This window comes from Mycobacterium asiaticum (assembly GCF_001673315.1).
In the GTDB taxonomy this organism is placed as follows: Bacteria; Actinomycetota; Actinomycetes; order Mycobacteriales; family Mycobacteriaceae; genus Mycobacterium; species Mycobacterium asiaticum_B.
The window spans coordinates 52,819-70,106 of sequence record NZ_LZLQ01000154.1; the positions used below are offsets into that span (position 1 = coordinate 52,819).

17 protein-coding genes are annotated in these 17,288 nt (G+C 66.9%); 13 read left to right on the forward strand and 4 right to left on the reverse strand.

The features are described 5' to 3' along the window. Positions 1 to 19: 19 nt before the first annotated feature. Complete coding sequence (miaB, locus tag A5636_RS25025; protein WP_065161336.1) at positions 20 to 1,555, forward strand: tRNA (N6-isopentenyl adenosine(37)-C2)-methylthiotransferase MiaB; 1,536 nt, start codon at positions 20 to 22, stop codon at positions 1,553 to 1,555. Continuing rightward, positions 1,556 to 2,182, forward strand: a complete 627-nt coding sequence (locus A5636_RS25030) for an Rv2732c family membrane protein (protein ID WP_065161337.1) — start codon at positions 1,556 to 1,558, stop codon at positions 2,180 to 2,182. Here the strand turns inward: A5636_RS25030 and A5636_RS25035 are convergent. After that, on the reverse strand, positions 2,179 to 3,345 hold the full coding sequence (locus A5636_RS25035; protein ID WP_437339862.1) for a DUF349 domain-containing protein: 1,167 nt from the start codon (positions 3,343 to 3,345) through the stop codon (positions 2,179 to 2,181). The genes A5636_RS25030 and A5636_RS25035 overlap by 4 nt on opposite strands. Positions 3,346 to 3,389: 44 nt before the next feature. Between A5636_RS25035 and A5636_RS27675 the strand changes: the two genes are divergently transcribed. The 7 genes from A5636_RS27675 to A5636_RS25065 all read left to right on the forward strand — a co-directional run bounded on the left by A5636_RS27675 (position 3,390) and on the right by A5636_RS25065 (position 10,318). Beyond that, on the forward strand, positions 3,390 to 3,524 hold the full coding sequence (locus A5636_RS27675) for a hypothetical protein (RefSeq protein WP_301336749.1): 135 nt from the start codon (positions 3,390 to 3,392) through the stop codon (positions 3,522 to 3,524). A gap of 583 nt (positions 3,525 to 4,107) precedes the next feature. Then, complete coding sequence (locus tag A5636_RS25040; RefSeq protein WP_065161354.1) at positions 4,108 to 5,073, forward strand: DMT family transporter; 966 nt, start codon at positions 4,108 to 4,110, stop codon at positions 5,071 to 5,073. A gap of 26 nt (positions 5,074 to 5,099) precedes the next feature. Further along, positions 5,100 to 5,789: a hypothetical protein gene (locus A5636_RS25045; RefSeq protein ID WP_065161339.1), complete on the forward strand. Its 690-nt coding sequence runs from the start codon at positions 5,100 to 5,102 to the stop codon at positions 5,787 to 5,789. After that, the gene (gene miaA, locus A5636_RS25050) at positions 5,786 to 6,712 is read left to right on the forward strand and encodes a tRNA (adenosine(37)-N6)-dimethylallyltransferase MiaA (protein ID WP_065161340.1); all 927 of its coding nucleotides are present in this window, start codon (positions 5,786 to 5,788) and stop codon (positions 6,710 to 6,712) included. The genes A5636_RS25045 and miaA overlap by 4 nt, the downstream gene beginning before the upstream one ends. A 4-nt stretch (positions 6,713 to 6,716) precedes the next feature. Further along, a complete protein-coding gene (gene dapF / locus A5636_RS25055; protein WP_065161355.1) occupies positions 6,717 to 7,586 on the forward strand; it encodes a diaminopimelate epimerase in 870 nt (289 codons plus the stop codon). Positions 7,587 to 7,635: 49 nt separating this feature from the next. Beyond that, complete coding sequence (gene hflX, locus A5636_RS25060; RefSeq protein WP_065161341.1) at positions 7,636 to 9,066, forward strand: GTPase HflX; 1,431 nt, start codon at positions 7,636 to 7,638, stop codon at positions 9,064 to 9,066. Between the two features lie 91 nt (positions 9,067 to 9,157). Beyond that, the gene (locus A5636_RS25065) at positions 9,158 to 10,318 is read left to right on the forward strand and encodes an acyl-CoA dehydrogenase family protein (protein WP_065161342.1); all 1,161 of its coding nucleotides are present in this window, start codon (positions 9,158 to 9,160) and stop codon (positions 10,316 to 10,318) included. Between the two features lies 1 nt (position 10,319). On the opposite strand, the gene A5636_RS25070 is transcribed toward A5636_RS25065, so the two are convergent. Continuing rightward, positions 10,320 to 11,513 carry a TerC/Alx family metal homeostasis membrane protein gene (locus A5636_RS25070; RefSeq protein WP_065161343.1) on the reverse strand — a complete coding sequence of 398 codons (1,194 nt, stop codon included), beginning with the start codon at positions 11,511 to 11,513 and terminating at the stop codon, positions 10,320 to 10,322. Between the two features lie 302 nt (positions 11,514 to 11,815). Here A5636_RS25070 and A5636_RS25075 point away from each other — a divergent pair, with 302 nt between their 5' ends. Next, entirely contained in the window at positions 11,816 to 14,263 is a 2,448-nt protein-coding gene (locus A5636_RS25075) for an LGFP repeat-containing protein (protein ID WP_081287990.1), read from the forward strand. A 5-nt stretch (positions 14,264 to 14,268) separates the two neighbouring features. Here A5636_RS25075 and lexA read toward each other — a convergent pair whose 3' ends face one another. Beyond that, positions 14,269 to 14,967, reverse strand: a complete 699-nt coding sequence (gene lexA, locus A5636_RS25080) for a transcriptional repressor LexA (protein ID WP_065161344.1) — start codon at positions 14,965 to 14,967, stop codon at positions 14,269 to 14,271. A gap of 294 nt (positions 14,968 to 15,261) precedes the next feature. Between lexA and A5636_RS25085 the strand changes: the two genes are divergently transcribed. From A5636_RS25085 to A5636_RS25095, 3 genes are all read left to right on the forward strand, one after another. Next, positions 15,262 to 15,768 carry a LysM peptidoglycan-binding domain-containing protein gene (locus A5636_RS25085; RefSeq protein ID WP_065161345.1) on the forward strand — a complete coding sequence of 169 codons (507 nt, stop codon included), beginning with the start codon at positions 15,262 to 15,264 and terminating at the stop codon, positions 15,766 to 15,768. Positions 15,769 to 15,851: 83 nt separating this feature from the next. Continuing rightward, positions 15,852 to 16,313 carry a transcriptional regulator NrdR gene (gene nrdR / locus A5636_RS25090; protein ID WP_065161357.1) on the forward strand — a complete coding sequence of 154 codons (462 nt, stop codon included), beginning with the start codon at positions 15,852 to 15,854 and terminating at the stop codon, positions 16,311 to 16,313. 23 nt (positions 16,314 to 16,336) lie between these two features. Further along, positions 16,337 to 16,822, forward strand: a complete 486-nt coding sequence (locus A5636_RS25095) for a peroxynitrite isomerase (protein WP_065161346.1) — start codon at positions 16,337 to 16,339, stop codon at positions 16,820 to 16,822. Positions 16,823 to 16,861: 39 nt separating this feature from the next. On the opposite strand, the gene A5636_RS25100 is transcribed toward A5636_RS25095, so the two are convergent. Next, the coding region (locus A5636_RS25100; protein WP_172827313.1) for a PAC2 family protein at positions 16,862 to 17,288 on the reverse strand (427 nt) is incomplete at its 5' end.

Genomic DNA, 17,288 nt, shown 5'->3' on the forward strand with positions numbered 1-17,288 from the left:
GTCGCCGTACCATGGCCCCGTGACTTCGACGGTGGCGCCAGAAGGCCGGGCTGCAAGCGACGCAGCAGCGGGTCCGGTGCGTACCTATCAGGTCCGCACCTACGGCTGCCAGATGAACGTGCACGACTCCGAACGGCTCGCGGGCCTGCTCGAAGCCGCCGGCTACCAGCGCGCGGCCGACGGGGCCGACGCCGACGTCGTCGTCTTCAACACCTGTGCCGTCCGCGAGAACGCCGACAACAAGCTGTACGGCAACCTCAGCCACTTGGCGCCCCGCAAACGCGGTAACCCCGACATGCAGATCGCCGTGGGCGGCTGCCTGGCCCAGAAGGACCGCGACACCGTGCTGCGCAAGGCGCCGTGGGTCGACGTGGTTTTCGGCACCCACAACATCGGGTCACTACCTACGCTGCTGGAGCGGGCCCGGCACAACAACGTCGCACAGGTGGAGATCGCCGAGGCGCTTCAGGAATTCCCCTCGTCACTGCCCAGCTCCCGCGAATCAGCTTATGCGGCATGGGTTTCCATCGCGGTGGGCTGCAACAACAGCTGCACGTTCTGCATTGTCCCCGCGCTGCGGGGCAAGGAGGTGGACCGCAGCCCGGACGACATCTTGGCCGAGGTGCGGTCGTTGGTGGACACCGGCGTACTCGAAGTCACCCTGCTGGGCCAGAACGTCAATGCCTACGGCGTTTCCTTCGCCGACCCGGCGATACCCCGCAATCGCGGCGCCTTCGCCGAACTGCTGCGTGCCTGCGGCGGAATCGACGGATTGGAGCGGGTCCGCTTCACCTCGCCACATCCAGCGGAGTTCACCGACGACGTCATCGAGGCGATGGCAGAGACGCCCAACGTCTGTCCCGCGCTACACATGCCGCTGCAATCCGGCTCGGACCGGATTCTGCGGGCGATGCGGCGGTCTTACCGCGCCGAGCGCTATCTGGGCATCATCGAGCGGGTCCGGGCGGCCATGCCGCATGCCGCCATCACCACCGATGTGATTGTCGGGTTCCCTGGTGAGACCGAAGAGGACTTCGCCGCAACGCTCGATGTGGTTCGGCAGGCGCGGTTCGCCGCCGCGTTCACCTTCCAGTACTCCAAGCGTCCCGGCACACCCGCCGCCGCCCTTCCCGACCAACTGCCGAAGGCCGTCGTGCAGGAGCGCTACGAGCGTCTCGTCGAGTTGCAGGAGCGGATTTCGCTGGAGCACAACACTGGATTGATCGGCCAGACGGTCGAACTGCTCGTCGCCACCGGTGAAGGCCGCAAAGACACGCGCACCGCGCGGATGAGTGGTCGCGCCCGCGACGGCCGACTGGTGCATTTCGCAGCAGGTGACCAGCAGGTACGACCGGGCGACATCATCACCGCACAGATCACCGACGCCGCGCCGCACCACTTGATCGCTGACGCGGGCATCCTCAGCCATCGCCGCACCCGTGCTGGCGACGCCCACGCCGCGGGCCTCCGCCCCGGTGGCGTCGGCTTGGGTATGCCCGCTGTCGGGCGGCCCGTCGCGCCGGCCGAACCGGCCGGGTGTGGAGCAGCCCGGTAAATGGCTGGGATTGGAGAAGTAGACGTGGGGAATTTCGACGCCTACCGGTCTGAAATCGAGGCGGCGGAACGCCGCGTCGCGCGTGAGATCGAGCCTGGCGCAAGGGCTTTGGTGGTCGCGGTGCTGGTATTCGTGCTGTTGGGATCGTTCATCCTGCCGCACACCGGCAGCGTGCGCGGCTGGGATGTGCTGTTTGGTGGTCGAGGTGCCGACGCGGCCGCGGTGGCGTTGCCCTCGCACGTTTTCACCTGGCTGACGCTGGTATTCGGCGTCACATTCTCCGTACTGGCGCTGCTGACGCGGCGTTGGGCGGTGGCCTGGGTAGCGCTGGCCGGCTGCGCGCTGGCCAGCGGTACCGGACTACTTGCGGTGTGGTCGCGTCAGACCGTCCCGCCGGGCCATCCCGGTCCGGGCATCGGGCTGATCGTGTCGTGGATCGCGGTGATCATGCTGACGTTCCACTGGGCGCGGGTGGTCTGGCAGCGCACCATCGTGCAACTCGCCGCGGAGGAGCAGCGCCGTCGCGTGGTCGCGCAGGACCAGGCCAAAACCCTGCTGGACAACCTGCGGGACAACCCGGACGAACCGGACAGCGGCGGCCAACCGCAGCGGGCGGCGGACAGCTAGGACCTGCGGGTCAGGGCCTGCGCGGCGGCGTCGGCCCACTGACGCCATTGCGCGGCGTTGGCCTTGGCCTCGTCGGCTTCCTTGGTTCTGCCGGCCGCTGCCGCCTTCGCGGCCTGCTGTTCGAACTGCTCGGCGCGGGCCCGGAACTGCTCCGCGCGGGCCTGCGCCTGCGGGTCGGCCCAGTCGGACTCGCCGGCGTCGCGCACCTTCTTCTCGACCGCACGCAGTCGCCGCTCCAGTTCCGCGGAGCGCTCCCGCGGCACCTTTCCGATCGCATCCCACTTGTCAGCGATCGCGCGCAGCGCGGCCCGGGCGGCGTCGTGGTTGCTGGTGTCCAGCTTCTCCGCTTCTGCCAGCAGCGCTTCCTTCGATGCCGCGTTGGCGCGCAACTCGGCATCCTTCTCGGCATTGACGGCATTGCGCGCCGAGAAGAACGCGTCCTGGGCGGCCTTGAAGCGACGCCACAACGCGTCGTCGACGTCCTTGCTGGCCCGCCCTGCGGCCTTCCACTCGGTCAGCAGGCGGCGAAATTCCGCACTGGTGGACCCCCAGTCGGTCGAATCGGACAGCGCCTCCGCACGCTCACACAGCCGCTCCTTGGACTGCCGCACACCCAGTCGCTCTCGGTCCAACTCCGCGAAGTGCGAGCCGCGCCGGCGGTTGAAGGTCTCACGTGCTGTGGAGTAGCGCTTCCACAAGGCATCGTCGACCTTGCGGTCCAGCCCGTTGATCGTCTTCCACTCGTCGAGGATCGCCCGCAGCCGGTCACCGGCGATCTTCCATTGAGTGGAATTGGCCGCCAGGTCCTCGGCCTCGGCCGCCAACGCTTCCTTGCGGGCGGTCTGAGCGGCTCGGTGCTCTTCGCGCCGGGAACGGTTGGCGACGACGTAGACGTCGATGCGTGCCTGGATGTCGGCCAGTCGGCTCGCGATCGCGTCGACATCGCCCAGCACCGCGGCCGTCGGCACCGTCTCGGCCAGCGCGGCGGCGTTGGCCCGGATCTTGCGGGGGTCACCGGTGCCCGAGATCAGTCGCTCTTCCATCAGGGCGACCTCGGTGCTCAAATCCTCGAACCGTCGGCCGAAGTGCGCGAATGCGGCTTCGGGGTCACCGGCCTGCCATGAACCGATGACGCGTTCGCCAGACGAACTGATCAGCCACACCGTGCCGTCGTCGTCTACCCGTCCGAACCGGTGCGGATCGTTGCGTGGGGGGACGGGCAGCGGGTGGGCGACCGACGCACCGGGTCGTGGCGCCGGTCGAGGTCCCGGCCTCGGTCCGGGACGCGGCCCTGGAACTGGTCCCGATTGCCCCGACCCTGGTTCAGCCGCCGGACCTGTGAAGTCGTCGCCGCCCGTCATTGCTCGTCACCTACCCTTTTGCCGTCGCGCGGTGCAATTCCCGCGCCCCTGCCGCGCGAAGCGGCACCCATCCGGACGCCGACCGTACTCAGGTTGGCGAAACCGATTTTCCACAGACATTGAAGCAGTTCGGGCAGCCGTGCGCGGCCACCTTTCGCCGATGCCTTTTCGACACGGGTTCCAACACAGGTTCCAACACGCATTCCAACACGCATTCCAACACGCGACGGGTCGACCGAGTGTGCGTTCCGCACGAGTGCCGGATCCCGACCTTGTGATGGCGGTAACGAAAGCATTCCTGTTGGGTTGCGCCCGATAGCCGATCCGCGGGCGCGGGTACCGTTACGAAGGACGTTGATGGCCAGCGCCGCCGCTGCGAGATGGCCTTTCACAGCTGCTCCATAGCTGGACCTGGGTGGCACTCAGCCCGATGAGCGAGTCTAGGAGAGCGACGAGCAGCCTAAATCACTGTCCAGAGCGTATAGAGGGCCATAAAGTATTCGATGAACTACTAGCGACCGGCCGGGGGACTGCTGGTAGCCAAGTGTGGAATTGAGGGTCGCCATGTCAATGGTTGGGATCGCCGGAATAATCGCGCTGTTCGCGGCGCTCGCGTCGGCGACCGGCGACGTGATCAGGCAGCGCTCGGCGCACGAGATCACCGACGAGAACGTCGGGCACCTCAAGCTGTTCGGCATGTCCTTGCGGGACAGCCGGTGGTGGCTGGGCGGCATGTGCGCGATCCTCAACTACAGCCTGCAGGCGGTAGCGCTGGTGTGGGCGTCGGTGATGCTGGTCACTGCTTTGCAGGTGACCGCGCTGTTGTTCGCGCTGCCGATCTATGCACGTCTTGCCCACCACAAGACGACCCGGTCGGAGTGGCTCTGGGCTGTCACGCTGGCCGCCTCCCTGGCCGTGGTCATCATCGTCGGCGACCCGACGGCCGGTCATGACCGGGCGCCGTTGAGCACCTGGATCATCGTGGCTGCCGTGATGGTTCCGCTGCTGGTCTCGTGCGTGGTCGCGGCGAAGGTGCTGCACGGTCGCCCGGCTGCGGCTGTGCTGCTGGCATTGACCGCGGGATCGTCGCTGGCGTTGTTCGCGGTCCTGACCAAAGGCGTCGTCGACGTGCTGCACCTGCAGGGGCTCGGGGCTGCGCTGACCGCGCCTGAGTTCATTCCGTGGCTGATCATGATGTTGTGCGGGATGATCTTCCAGCAGTCGGCCTTCCGGGCCGGTGCGCTGACCGCGTCGTTGCCGACGATGACCGTAGCCAAGCCGACCGTGGCCACGATCCTGGGAATCACGGTGCTGGGGGAGACGCTGGTGGCCGACGGCCCCGAGTGGATCGTGCTGGTCGCCGCGGTTGCGGTCGTGATCATCGCGACCGTCGGACTGGCCCGCGGCGAAGCCGCCACCATCGTGGCCGACGCGGGCGGCGATGTTCCCGACCTGACGACCCAGCCGGCGGCCGAGGTCGCCCCCGTCCCCGCCGCTGAAGGCCCGGCCTGGGGCTCCACCTCCGCCTGACGCGGCACCGGAGTTAGTTTGGTGGCGTGCTGAGCGCCATCGCCATCGTCCCGTCGACGCCGGTGCTGGTCCCCGAACTCGCCGGTGCCGCCGCCGAGGAGGTGGCGGATCTGGCCGCGGCGGTGCGCGCCGCGGCTGCCGTGCTCCCGGACCGCTGGATCGCGGTCGGGGTCAGCCACACCGATTCGGTGGTGAATTTTGACAGCACCGGAAGCTTTGCGGGATTCGGCGTGGACGTGCGGGTTCGGCTGGCGCCGCAGTCACGCGACGAAACCCCGGTTGAAATGCCGCTGTGCGCGCTGATGGCCGGTTGGATACGCGGACAGGTTCGCCCCGAGGCGAACGTCCAGGTCCGCGTCTACGCCGAGGATGCTGATCCGGGGGCCGCGGAGGCTTGCGGCCGGCAGCTGCGGGTCGAGATTGACCAGGATCCCGATCCGATCGGCGTGCTGATCGTTGCCGACGGTGTGAACACGCTGACGCCCCGGGCCCCGGGCGGTTACGACCCGAGCGGCGCCGATGCCCAGCAGCTTCTGGACGATGCGCTGGCCGCCGGTGACGTCGACGCACTCATCCGGTTGCCCCGGCAGGCACTGGGGCGGGTGGCGTTCGCGGTACTGGCCGGGCTGAGCGAGTCCGGGCCGCGATCGGCCAAGGAGTTCTACCGCGGCGCGCCCTACGGGGTCGGCTATTTCGCCGGCGTCTGGCAGCCGTGAGACCGCTCGCCATCATCGGTCCCACCGGCACCGGTAAGTCCCAGCTCGCCCTGGACGTCGCAGAGGCAGTGAGCCGCGAGCTCGATGTCGAGATCGTCAACGCCGACGCAATGCAGCTCTACCGGGGGATGGACATCGGCACCGCGAAGTTGCCCGTCGCGCAGCGCCGCGGCATTGCGCACCACCAACTCGACGTCTTCGACGTCACCGAGACGGCAACCGTCGCCCACTACCAGCAGGCGGCCGCGGCCGATGTCGAGGCGATCATGGCCAGGGAAGCTGCGCCGGTAATCGTGGGCGGATCGATGCTCTACATCCAGTCGCTGCTCGACAACTGGTCGTTCCCTGCCACGGATCCCGGGGTGCGCGCCCGGTGGGAGCAGCGCCTGGCCGACATCGGGGTGGGCCGGTTGCACGCCGAGCTGGCGCAGCGGGATCCGGCCGCGGCGGCCGCCATCCTGCCCACCGACGGTCGGCGCACCGTGCGTGCGCTGGAGGTCATCGAGCTCACCGGGCAGCCGTTCGCCGCATCCGCGCCGCGCATCGGCGTGCCCCGGTGGGACACTGTGATCATCGGATTGGATTGCGACACAACGCATCTCGATGAGAGGCTGGTGCGGCGTACGGATGCCATGTTCGACGACGGCCTGGTCGGGGAGGTGCGTGCACTGCTCGATTGCGGGTTGCGCGAGGGGGTCACCGCATCCCGGGCACTCGGGTATGCCCAGGTAATCGCGGCACTCGATGCCGGCGGGACGGAGGAATCGCTGCGCGAGGCGCGCGAGCAGACCTTCGTCGGGACCCGGCGCTATGTGCGGCGCCAGCGGTCCTGGTTCCGTCGCGACCATCGGGTGCATTGGCTGGACGCCGCTGCGGGCGGCGCCGTCGACGATGCGGTGCGGATCTGGCGGCACGTATCCTGACCGGGTGTTATTCGCCAAGGGCCACGGCACCCAGAACGACTTCGTGCTGTTGCCCGACCTGGACTGCCGAGCGGCGCTGTCGGTTCCCCGGGTCGTCGCGCTGTGCGACCGGCGCCGGGGACTCGGCGCCGACGGCGTCCTGCGGGTCACCACCGCGGGCGCGGCGATCAACGCCGGCGTACTCGACCGGCTGCCCGACGGCGTCAGCGGCACCGACTGGTACATGGACTACCGCAACGCCGACGGATCGAGGGCGCAGATGTGCGGCAACGGGGTGCGGGTGTTCGCGCACTATCTGCGAGCCAGCGGCCTGGAATCGCGTAACGAGTTCGTCGTCGGGTCGTTGGCTGGCCCGCGGCTGGTCACGTTGCACCACAGTGACGCCACCCAAGCCGACGTCACCGTCGACATGGGCAAGGCCAGCAAGCTGGGCGCCGGTCATGCCGTCGTTGGCGGCAAACGCTTCAGTGGCCTGGCTGTCGACGTCGGAAACCCACATCTGGCCTGCGCCGACCCAGATCTGAGCGTGGCCGGCCTGGCTGCGCTGGATGTCGGCGGCCCGGTCGAATTCGATGCGGCCCAGTTCCCGGAGGGCGTCAACATCGAGATACTCACCGTCCCGGTCGACGGTGCGGTCACCATGCGGGTACACGAACGTGGCGTCGGCGAGACCCGCTCGTGCGGCACCGGAACCGTAGCGGCCGCAGTCGCCGCGTTGGCCACCACCGGTGCCGATACCGGCACCCTGGCCGTGCGCGTCCCGGGCGGTGAGGTCACCGTCACCGTCACCGTCGCGACCAGCTTCCTGCGCGGCCCGTCTGTGCTGGTGGCCACCGGCGAACTGGAAGAGGGCTGGTGGACGGCGCCGGCGTGAGTTATTGGGGTGCACCGCGCGGCGCAACGTGTCACCATCGAAACTGCCTATGAGTTATCCAGATTCGCCCGAGATGGGCACCCCAGCATCAGTACCCAGCGTCGGTGAGCTCGCACTTGAAGACCGTTCGGCGCTACGTCGCGTCGCCGGGCTCTCGACCGAACTCACCGACGTCTCCGAGGTCGAGTACCGCCAACTGCGGCTGGAACGGGTGGTGCTGGTCGGTGTGTGGACCGAAGGCAGCGCGGCCGACAACCAGGCCAGCCTCGCCGAGTTGGCCGCACTCGCCGAGACCGCCGGCTCGCAGGTGCTCGAAGGGCTGATTCAGCGCCGCGACCGGCCGGACCCGTCCACCTACATCGGCTCGGGCAAGGCTCAGGAACTTCGCGAAGTGGTGGTGGCCACCGGCGCGGACACCGTCATCTGCGACGGCGAGTTGTCCCCGGCCCAGCTCACCGCCCTGGAAAAAGCCGTCAAGGTCAAGGTCATCGATCGCACCGCGCTGATTCTCGACATCTTCGCCCAGCACGCCACCAGCCGGGAAGGCAAGGCGCAGGTGTCACTGGCGCAGATGGAATACATGCTGCCGCGGCTGCGTGGTTGGGGTGAGTCGATGTCCCGGCAGGCTGGTGGCCGTGCCGGCGGCAGCGGTGGCGGTGTGGGTCTGCGTGGGCCCGGTGAAACCAAGATCGAGACCGACCGGCGCCGCATCCGCGAGCGGATGACCAGGCTGCGGCGCGAGATCAAAGCGATGAAGCAGGTCCGCGACACCCAGCGCAGCCGCCGCCTGCACGCTGATATGCCGTCGATAGCAATCGTCGGCTACACCAACGCGGGCAAGTCGAGCGTGCTCAACGCGCTGACCGGGGCCGGGGTGCTGGTTCAGGACGCGTTGTTCGCGACGCTGGAGCCCACCACCAGGCGCGCGATGTTCGAGGACAGCCGACCGTACGTGCTCACCGACACCGTCGGGTTTGTGCGCCATCTGCCCACCCAGCTGGTCGAGGCGTTCCGGTCGACCTTGGAGGAGGTCGTCGACGCCGATCTGTTGGTGCACGTGGTCGACGGTTCGGACGTCAATCCGCTGGCGCAGATCAGCGCGGTCCGGCAGGTGATCTCCGAAGTGATCACCGACCACGGCGGCGATGCGCCGCCTGAGTTGCTGGTGGTGAACAAGGTCGACGCCGCCGGAGATCTGATGCTGGCCAAGCTGCGCCACGAACTGCCGGGAGCTGTGTTCGTCTCGGCGCGCACCGGCGAGGGCATCGACGCGCTGCGCCAACGTATGGCGGAGCTCGCCGTTCCTACCGATACCGCTGTGGACGTCGTGATTCCCTACGACCGCGGTGATCTGGTCGCGCGCGTGCACTCCGACGGCCGTGTCCAGCAGGAAGACCACCAGGCCGACGGCACCCGGCTGCGCGCCAGGGTCCCCGTGGCGCTGGCCGCTGTGCTGCGCGAATACGGCCCCGGGGCCTGAGCCAGCCCCGCCAGGTGCCTACCAACCACCCGGTTGGTATATGTTGGGCAGCAGAGTCCCGCATTTCTCAGACCAACGGAGGTCGTCCCGCATGGGCAGTGCCGTCAAATACCAGCGCACTCTCTTCGAACCCGAGCACGATCTGTTCCGCGAGTCCTATCGCGCGTTCCTCGACCGGCACGTCGCGCCGTACCACGAGGAGTGGGAGCAGGCCAAGATCGTCGACCGCGGGGTTTGGCTCGAGGCGGGCAAACAGGGCTTCCTGGGCATGGCGGTGCCAGAGGAGTACGGCGGCGGTGGCAATCCCGACTTCCGCTACAACACGATCGTCACCGAGGAGACCACCCGGGGCCGCTACAGCGGTATCGGGTTCGGCCTGCACAACGACATCATCGCGCCCTACCTGCTGCACCTGGCCACCGAGGAGCAGAAGCAGCGGTGGTTGCCGAAGTTCTGCTCCGGTGAGTTGATCACCGCGATCGCGATGACTGAGCCCGGCACCGGTAGCGACCTGCAGGGCATCAAGACCCGCGCGGTCAAAGAGGGCGACCACTACGTGCTGAACGGGTCAAAGACGTTCATCACCAATGGAATCAACTCAGACCTGGTGATTGTGGTGGCCCAGACCGATCCCGAAAAGGGTGCGCAGGGCTTCAGTCTGCTGGTCGTCGAGCGCGGCATGGAGGGCTTCGAGCGCGGCCGCCATCTGAACAAGATCGGCCTGGACGCGCAGGACACCGCTGAACTGTCGTTTACGGATGTGAAGGTGCCGGCTGAGAACCTCCTCGGCGAGGAGGGCATGGGTTTCATCTACCTGATGCAGAACCTGCCGCAGGAGCGGATCAACATCGCTGTGATGGCCGCAACCGCAATGGAATCCGTGCTGGAAGAGACCATTCAGTACACCAAGGAACGCAAGGCTTTCGGCAAGCCGATCGGCAACTTCCAGAACACCCGGTTCCTGCTGGCGGAATTGGCCACCGAGGCCACCGTGGTTCGAATCATGGTGGACAACTTCCTTGCCTTGCACCTGGACGGGAAACTGACGGCTGAACAGGCCGCCATGGCCAAGTGGTACTCCACCGAGAAGCAGGTGCACCTGATCGATCGCTGCCTGCAGCTGCACGGCGGCTATGGCTACATGCGCGAATACAACGTTGCCCGTGCCTATCTCGACGCGCGGGTGCAGACCATCTACGGTGGCACGACCGAGATCATGAAGGAGATCATCGGCCGCACGCTGGGTGTCTAGCTCACCCCTGCGCGTCGTGTGCTTCGTGCGCGCATTGCAGTAGCGTCGCGAGCTCCTGGTCCTGCCTGATCTCAGCGCTGTACTTCGTTGGGAGCGAATCGATTTCGCGTTCGACCTGGAGCAGCGCCGCGTACATGTGGTGTCGCTGGTCGGGGTGAACCGGCTGGGGTAGGTCGTCGAACAGGTTCAGGTATTCCTCTGCGTGCCGGCGGGCCCGGGCGGCGAGGTTCAGGGTGCGTCCCCGTGCTGAATACAGCGATATGAGCGTCGTGAGCCCCAGGACCGCGACGATCACCAACAACGACGCCGTGATGCCGATCTCCACCACCGGAACCGGCTGGCCGTGGTTGATGAACGGAAGGTTGTTGTCGTGCAGTGCTTCCAGGATCAACTTCACGCCGATGAAACCGAGAATCACGGCCAGGCCGTAGGACAGATAAATGAGCCGGTCCAGCAGGTTGTCAATCAAGAAGTACAACTGGCGAAGACCTAACAAGGAGAACGCGGTGGCCGCGAAGACCAGGTAGACGTTCTGCGTCAGCCCGAACATCGCCGGCACTGAGTCGAAGGCGAACAACAGGTCGGTTCCACCGACGGCGATCATCACCAGCAGCAGGGGAGTCATCACCCGTTTGCCGTCCTCGACGGTGAACAGCCGGTCGCCGTTGTAGTGCGTGGAGGTGTGCAGGAATCGGTTCGCCAGTCGGATGACGACGTTGTCCGCGTTACCTTCTTCTGCCTCTGCGGGTTTGGCCAATTTGCCGGCCATGAACAACAGCAACAGGCCGAACAGATAGAACGCGGAGTTGTAGGTGCTGAGCAGGGCGGCACCGAGCACGATGAACACCGTTCGCGCGACCAGCGCGAAGGCGATACCGAACAACAACACCTTCTGCTGCGCTTCGCGCGGAACCGCGAAACTGCCGATGATGACCAGGAATACGAACAGGTTGTCCACCGATAACGCTTCGTTGCTCAGATAGCCCGCGAAGTATTCGATCGACATGCGGATACCGCCGAAAACGGCTATACCGAGACCGAAAACCACGGCAGTCCCGATATAGAAGGTTGACCAGATTGCGGCCTCACGTAGCGTCGGCACATGCGTTTTGCGTATTTGGAAGGCGTAGTCGAACAGCATCAATGCCGCGATCAGGACGATCGTGAGCGCCCAGACTGGGCCGGAAACACCCATCGGCGCTGGGTTTCCTCTCGCGTGGTCAGGCGGCATCCCGTGCGGGATTGCGTCTCCGGCACGGTAACCCAACCGGGGCACAGCCCGCAGTGCGGTTGCTCGCGACATGACCGCGGGACGGCATCATTTCGACATCGGCTCGATATCCGTTTCCGTAACATTTACAATTTGACTTCGCATTTCTCGTTCGCTAAAGCAAAGTTATGCGAGCCCGGTATCGAGGTGGATCGGAGCTGGGGAACGGCCCACGGCGGTGAATCCGCTGGCTCGCCAGGCGGGCAGGGCGTCGGCTGGGAGGCTTGGTGAACGGGCAGAGGGGTCAATTGAGCAAGCTGGTCGGGCGTGCGTGGGTTGGCTTGGCGGTTACCGCGCTGGCTACCGGATTGACCTTCGGGCTGGTCACGACGCTGCGGGCGCCCACCGCGTCCGCGTCTCCCATCGGCGATGCCGAGGCCGCGATGATGGCCGCATGGGAGAAGGCCGGCGGCGACACGTCCACGCTGGGCGCCCGTAAGGGCGACGTGTATCCAGTCGGGGACGGGTTCGCACTGGATTTCGACGGCGGCAAGATGTTCTTCACCCCCGCCACCGGCGCGAAATACATGTTCGGGCCGATCCTCGACAAGTACGAGTCGCTCGGCGGGGCGGCGGCCAGCGATCTGGGCTTCCCGACCATCAACGAAGTTCCCGGGTTGGCCGGACCGGACAGCCGCGTGAGCACCTTCGCCGCCAGCGACAAGCCCGTGATCTTCTGGACTCCCGAGCACGGCGCGTTCGTTGTGCGCGGCGCACTGAACGCCGCCTGGGACAAGCTCGGTAGCTCCGGCGGGGTGCTCGGCGCCCCGACGGGGGACGAGACCTACGACGCTGAAACCACCTCGCAGAAGTTCACCGGCGGGCAGGTTTCGTGGAACCGCAAGACCAAGGAGTTCACCACCAATCCGGCGAACCTGGCCGACCAGCTCAAGGGCTTGCAGGTGGCGATCGACCCCACCGCGGCCATCAACATGGCCTGGCGCGCCGCGGGTGGGGCCAATGGACCGTTAGGCGCCAAGAAGGGCGAGCAGTACCCGATCGGTGGCGACGGCATCGCCCAAGATTTCAACGGGGGCAAGATCTTCTTCAGCCCGGCTACCGGTGCGAACGCCGTCGAGGGGCCGATCCTGCAGAAGTACGAGGCACTCGGTGGTCCGGTAGGCAGCGAACTGGGCTTTCCGGTCGCCAATGAGGCCGACGGCGGTGTTTCGCCGGCAAGCCGTGTCGCTATGTTCTCCGCCGCCGACAAACCGGTGATCTTCTGGACTCCCGACCACGGCGCGTTCGTCGTGCGGGGAGCCATGAAAGCCGCCTGGGACAAGCTCAAGGGCGCTACCGGCAAGCTCGGTGCGCCACTCGCCGACCAGACCATCGAAGGCGACGTGGTGTCGCAGAAATTCGCCGGTGGGCAAATCTCGTGGAACCGGGCCAAGAACACCTTCGCCACCGATCCGGCGAATCTGGCGCCACTGCTGTCCGGTCTTCAGGTCGCCGGGCAGAACCAACCCGCCAATTCCGCCTCGCCGCCGCCGGGCAAGAAGTCTTCTTTCCAGTGGTGGTGGCTGGCGGCGGCGGTGCCGGTGCTGCTGTTGATCGTGATGTGCGTGCTGGTGGTAGCGGGGCTGCGGCGGCGGCGCGGCGGGCGCGACGCCACTGCCTACCAGCCCGACCAGGGCTACGACGTGGGCGAGTTCGACACCCGGTCCGACGGGCACTGGCCGCCGCACGATGACATCGACTACGGCGCCGAGCGCTTCCCGCCCGTCGAGCATCCCGAGGAGCACCCGGTAGCGGACGCGGGGGAGACCCCACGGGTCAGCTGGTCGCGCGGCGGCGCTGCGGCCTCGATGGACCACGCTGAGCCCGGCCCCGGATACCCGTCCGGACCCGACGACGGCGACGAACACGACGAGCACGATCAGTTCGGCGAGGTCGGCGAGTTCGGCGAGCAGGACGACTACCACGAGTACGACGACGATCTCGACGCAGCGGACGCCACGCCCACCACTCCGATCATGCCGGCCGGTGTGTTCGGCCAGCCCGTCCATGCCGAACCCGAGGTCGCCGAGACGGTGTCGCCGGAGGACTTCGCCCCGGAGGTGTCCGTGCCGGAGATCCACGTTCCGGCCGCGCCGGTGCCGGACGTGGACGTTCCGCCGGCCCCCGAAGACGGTGCGTTCCCCGATGTCTTCTACCCGACGGATGCCGCGGCGGATGAGGAGATCCCCGACGCCGGCCAGTTCGCTGACGCGGGTCAGTTCGCTGAGGCGGGCCAGGTCGCTGACGCGGGTCAGTTCGCTGAGGCGGGCCAGGATGCTGACGCGGGCCAGGATGATGACGCGGGCCAGGTCGATGCGGGCCAGGTCGCTGGCGCCGGCCAGGTCGCTGCGGCGGGCCAGGTCGCCGAGTCGCGGCAGGGGCGACACGCCGCTGCGGACCCGGACGGGTACGTCGAGCCGGCGGCTGCGGAGACGGCGGTGGCTGCAGCGCCCCAGGCGGCCGCGGCCGGATCGAATGCGGCGGCGCGCCCGACCATCCACCTGCCGCTGGTCGACGACCCCTACCGGGCGCCGGACGGCTATCCGATCAAGGCCAGCGCCCGGTTCGGCCTGTACTACGCGCCCAACAGCGCCCTGTATCACGACACGCTGGCCGAATTCTGGTTCGCCAATGAGGAAGTCGCCCAGGCAAACGGGTTCGTCCGCGCGGACTAGGGCACCTACACCCTGCGAATCACGGTGACCACCTTGCCCAGGACGGTCGCATCGTTACCTGGTATCGGGTCGAAGGCGGGGTTGTGCGGCATCAGCCACACTTGACCACCCGCCCGTTTGAACGTCTTGACCGTGGCCTCGCCGTCGATCATGGCCGCCACGATGTCGCCGTTGTCGGCGACGTTCTGCTGACGCACCACCACCCAGTCGCCGTCGCAGATGGCGGCCTCGATCATCGAATCTCCGACCACTTTCAGCAAGAACAGCGTGCCCTCGCCCACCAACTCGCGGGGTAGCGGAAAAACGTCCTCGACGGCTTCTTCCGCGAGGATCGGCCCGCCGGCGGCGATACGACCCAGAACCGGAACATAGGTGGGTTCGGGCAGCGCGTCAGAGCCGGCGACCTCGGTAGCCGGCGGGGTCAGCGCGTCGTCCGCGCTGCGCACATCGACGGCACGGGGACGATTCGGATCCCGCCGCAGGTAGCCCTTGCGCTCCAGGGTGCGTAGCTGGTGCGCCACCGATGAGGTGGAAGTCAGCCCGACGGCATCGCCGATCTCGCGAATGCTGGGTGGGTAGCCGCGGCTGGTGACCGATGCGCGGATGACTTCCAATATTGTGCGTTGCCGCTCGGTCAGCGTCGCTTCAACAGCGTGCAAGCGGGTGTCCGGGTTTGCTGCTGCGGGGTCGTTGCTGTCGGTCATGGCTCCGAATGTAGCCGCCCCCGGGGACAGAATCAAACATGTGTTCGACCGGCGTGTCATATCGTGGGCGAAAGCGCGTGGATCTGCAAAGACAAACCCGAATCACAAGTGTGTAACTTTCGGCGCGTTCGGGTATTCGAAAGTTACCCAGCTGGTGCCACCGTCAAGACCTTGTCGGTGGTGAGGTCTACCGTTTTGCTCGTCCGACACGCGTCGCTCAGGTGTTCGAAATCGAACATCTGAGCGACTAGGGTCGAACACACGAGCGATAAGTAGTCGACCGGAGGGAACGGCATGGCACTCATCTACGCGGCCCCGCAGCGCACATGGAACGCGCAACGGGTGGTGAACAGGCCCGGCAACAGGCCGATCAGCGAGTCGCCCGCTTACCGCACGGGGCAGCCCCGGACCACTCGGCCAGGCCCGGCGCGGCCCGGCGGCACGCCATTGCGCTACTACGGCAGCGGTGTCGCACGCTCGATCGCGCCGCACCGTCGGCGCTCGGTCACGTTGGGCACCACGGTGGGCTTGGCCTTGCTGGCGGGAATCATCACCCTGTGGCTCGGGCTCATGGCGAATTTCGGCAGCCTGGCCCACGGTGAATCCGCGGACTCGTCGGCCGACATCCCCGCGGCGCTCGCCGTGGTGCGGGTGGAGCCAGGTGAGTCATTGCCGCAGCTCGCCGCCCGGGTCGCTCCGGGCGCGCCGGTTCGCGAGGTGGTTGAACGGATTCGCAACCTCAACGCGCTGGATTCCAGCGCCGTGTCCGCGGGGCAGACGCTGATCGCACCTGTGGGCTGAGGGCCATCGGGTGCGTAGCGCCGATACCGCGTACTGTCGGGGTGTTCTACGCACTCGGTTGTCGGCACGGCAAAGGAGCGGCCATGCACTGTCCGTTCTGCCGGCATCCTGATTCCCGGGTGATCGATTCCCGCGAAACCGATGAGGGACAAGCCATCCGGCGTCGCCGGTCCTGCCCCGAGTGTGGACGACGATTCACCACCGTGGAAACCGCGGTGTTGGCAGTGGTCAAGCGCAGCGGCGTCACGGAACCCTTCAGCAGGGAGAAGGTAATCAGCGGGGTGCGGCGGGCGTGCCAGGGCCGCCAGGTCGATGACGACGCACTGAACCTACTGGCGCAGCAGGTGGAAGATTCCGTGCGTGCCGCAGGACCCGAAGTTCCCAGCCACGAGGTCGGCCTGGCCATCCTCGGCCCGTTGCGCGAACTCGATGAGGTGGCTTATCTGCGGTTCGCCTCGGTGTACCGGTCTTTTTCGTCCGCCGACGATTTCGAACGTGAGATCGAGGCGCTGCGCGCCCATCGCAAGGTAGGTACGTCCGGCTGAATACCGCGGCCTAGGCTTGCTTCATGCGCCCAGACCTGCACCCCAACCTCGAGCCGTTAGCACCTCTGCTGGGCAGCTGGGTAGGACGCGGCGCGGGGGAGTATCCGACTATCGAGCCGTTCGAGTACTTCGAAGAAGTCGTCTTCTCCCACGTGGGCAAGCCGTTCCTGAGCTACGGGCAGAAGACTAAGGCGGTCGCCGATGGTAAGCCGCTGCACGCCGAGGCCGGCTATCTGCGTGTGCCACAGCCCGGCCAGGTAGAGCTGGTGCTGGCCCATCCGAGCGGAATCACCGAGATCGAGGTCGGCACTTATGCGTTGCGCGACAACGTCATCGAGTTCGAGCTGGTGACGACTGAGGTCGGATTGACACCGACGGCCAAAGAGGTCACCGCGCTCGGCCGTTCCTTTCGACTAGACGGCGACGAGCTTTCCTACTCGCTGCGGATGGGTGCGGTCGGACAGCCCGTACAGCACCACTTGGCTGCTGTGCTGCACCGTCAGCGCTGAATTCGTTTCAGGTGGCGCTGCGCTCACCGGCCGCCGGCGCTACTTGGAGTTGTCGTCGTCGTCGTACTTCTTCTCGGCCTGCTGCGCCAGAAACCGCTCGAATTCGGCACCCAGCTCGTCGCCGCTCGGCAGTTCCTCGTCCCGCGCCAGCAGGGACCTATTTTCCTGAGCATCGATGAAGGCGTCGTACTGGCGCTCCAGGGCCGTCACCACTTGAGCGACTTCCGCGCTCGCCTGAACCTGCTCGTCGATCTTCATCCGTATCTCCGCGGCGGCCTCGGTCAGCGCCGTCAGCGGCAGTTGCAGAGCGCCGGCTTTGGCCACCTGCTCGAGTAGCGCCTGCGCGGCGGCCGGGTACTCCGTCTGCGTCAGGTAGTGCGGCACGTGCACGGTGAACCCGACGACTTCGTGGCCGTGCTGCGCCATGCGGTATTCGAGCAGGTTCGAAGCGCTGCCCGGCACCTGG